The following is a 2,442-nucleotide window of genomic DNA, read 5'->3' on the forward strand; positions in this document are numbered from 1 at the left end:
TACGCCCTCTCTGCGTTCCACCGCTGCTGCCGAGTCTCATCTTGATTGACGCTTCGTCTCATCTTGGTTGTCGCGCTGCAGCTGAGATTTCCCATTAGAATAGCGTGGCATTTTGGGTTGAATTCAATTGGGACAAGGATAGCAGTAGACGCGGAGCCTTCTCCACACACGGCTGCCGCATCGAGTGGTATGGGCTGTCGGCAAACTGCTCCGGTCCGAAGCCGCACTCTCACCATGAATCCACCCGCGCCCTGTTTGAAACCGCCGAGCCCCGGTTCGCCCGCAGGGGCCGTGTCAACCGTATAGTCGCTCTAAAGAGGACCACCTGTGAAACATATCGTTGCAACCTTATTCGGGATACTGTTTGCTACAGCTGCCAATGCCGCCGGCGATAGTCATGTACTGGCGAGCTTGAACGCGCGCTGACTACCGGCAAACCGGTGAGTGTGACGGTCGATTTTAGGCATGTGCACTCCGGCGACTGCCGATACACCGTCGACCAAGACGCGTGGAGGCGTTAGCATAGACGGCTATAGGATCACATCTGACGGCACCCTCGCTTTTGCAGATCAGCATTTTACCATAGATCGTGACGGTAAGCCGGTTGTCCAGTTTCTTCGTTACCGGATCCGGCCGGACGGTGGCGCCGAATTCACCATGGTCGTCTTCAATGTGCCCAGTTACGAGCGAAAAGGAACGAGCCTGGTCTATAAGTGCTCAATTGGTCACGGATTGAGCTTCTTCTCTTCACCGTGATCTGGCATGTTGCAGCACGATCGCGCGGGTTCGGGTGGCGGATCGTCCCGGATCGGCGGCTGAAGGTTTTCCTGTGGCACCCGCCCGTGCCATTTGCAGTGGTCCCGATAGGTAAAGGAACCCGCCTGCCGCTATCCTTGAGCTTCTTCAATGCGGTCTTTCATGCCGTCGCTGGTCTGCCAAGCATAGCGGTCACCGAGGTCCTCTTCGATCACGCCGGCCGCGTATAACTGATCGAGCAGGTCGGCGACTGCAAGTACGCTCATTCCATCCGTCGAGGCCCGCATAACCAACTCCGAAACTGTAAAGTTGCCGCACGCGATTAGATGGCCAACCGAGATCGGAGCGTAGTCGAGCACCCGGTGTTCCATGCTTCGCGAGCGGAGATGGAAGCAGCGGTCTCCCGCTGTGTACTCCAGGTCCCTGCGAAAGCGGATCGGCAGGTCGGGGGCTGGGCTCTCGAGCATATGTTGATCAATCATGCTCTTGAGCCCGTCCCGGAACTCGTCAGGCGTCCTGAATGACCGTTGACCCACTATGCGATACCCGAGGGGCCAGCGTTCGCTACCCGGTACCGGCGTCACTAGTTGCAAACGTCTCTGCGGCATATTTACGAGGAAGCCGGAAACACAGGCGATCGTCGTGTGATTGCGCTCCGTCAAGGCGATTGCCTCTTGCCTCGCACTGAGTTTCTCCTTCCGCTTGCGCGCACGCCCCGTGAAAGCCTTTGCGGTCGGGGCGTCCTTGCCCTGCATGATGAGTTCGACCCCTGTCAGTTCTTCAGGCGAAAACGCCCTGTGGATCTGATTGAGATGTGCCGTGCTGAGCACAGAGAAGCGATTCATCGTAGTGCCATAAAGATTGAAGAGGCCGAGCACGCGCCTGGTGAGTGCCTCATCCTTGAGCGGGGCGGCCGTCGTTGTTTGCGCCAATGCGCCCGTGATCTGATAGTAGTCGAAGAGAAAGCGGTCGTACTGCGGGTTGTCCATTGGCTCTGTGGCCCAGTAGCAGAACCCAGTACGAGCTGCCGGGCCAAACACCTCGCTCGCGACACCAACCACGCCGCGCCAAAGCTCTGCATGCTGTTTGCTATACTCGTAATAGCCTTTGAACGGAGCGGCCGAGAGGCCGCAGAACCAGCAACCGACGGTGCACCCTTCCCTCAGCTCGAAAGCGATGATGGGGTGTGTGATCGACGGTGCTGATCCGCCCAATTCGTCATTACAACGCCGAATTTGGCGCTCGCGCCAGGCATGAAAGCGAGGGTTGGTCATTGACATATCGCCATGGTCGCGCAGGAGGTCGCGATGGCGCAACATGTCGCGCATGTACTCGTCCCACATTATCGACAGCGGCCATGGTGCAGACTCCGGCTTGTAGCGGTAAGTAAGATGATCATCGCGCCAGAGCGGCAGTATCTCCAGTGGGTCAACTTCAATGCCATAGCGCTCTGTTACCGCGCGAGGGGCGTCGGCGCTCTCCGAAACCGCGGTGCGGAACTTTATGTCACCAGCCAGCCGTTCCATGAAACGCTTGATGTGCGACAAGGTGCGCCGTTGCTCCGGCGTGCGCCGGTTAAAGATCTGGCGCCAATACTCGCCTTTATAAGAGCCTGACCGAAAAAGAGTTGAGTGAAATCAGCCAGTTGTGATTCTGTTTGTTTGCTTAGGACGAACGGAGACCACA

At 57.7% G+C, this 2,442-nt stretch carries 3 protein-coding genes; 1 reads left to right on the forward strand and 2 read right to left on the reverse strand.

Annotated elements, in window-relative coordinates; translation table 11 throughout:
• Positions 1–465 precede the first annotated feature (465 nt).
• Positions 466–756 carry a VirK family protein gene (locus tag AU381_RS27770; RefSeq protein WP_014857679.1) on the forward strand — a complete coding sequence of 97 codons (291 nt, stop codon included), beginning with the start codon at positions 466–468 and terminating at the stop codon, positions 754–756.
• 131 nt (positions 757–887) lie between these two features.
• Here the strand turns inward: AU381_RS27770 and AU381_RS00110 are convergent, their stop codons facing one another.
• Positions 888–2,303 carry a radical SAM family RiPP maturation amino acid epimerase gene (locus AU381_RS00110; protein ID WP_082909581.1) on the reverse strand — a complete coding sequence of 472 codons (1,416 nt, stop codon included), beginning with the start codon at positions 2,301–2,303 and terminating at the stop codon, positions 888–890.
• A partial coding sequence (locus AU381_RS30510; protein ID WP_206743864.1) for a hypothetical protein occupies positions 2,258–2,442 on the reverse strand: 185 nt, incomplete at its 5' end. The genes AU381_RS30510 and AU381_RS00110, both read right to left, overlap by 46 nt.

The organism is Sinorhizobium glycinis (genome assembly GCF_001651865.1).
GTDB classification, from domain to species: domain Bacteria; phylum Pseudomonadota; class Alphaproteobacteria; order Rhizobiales; family Rhizobiaceae; genus Sinorhizobium; species Sinorhizobium glycinis.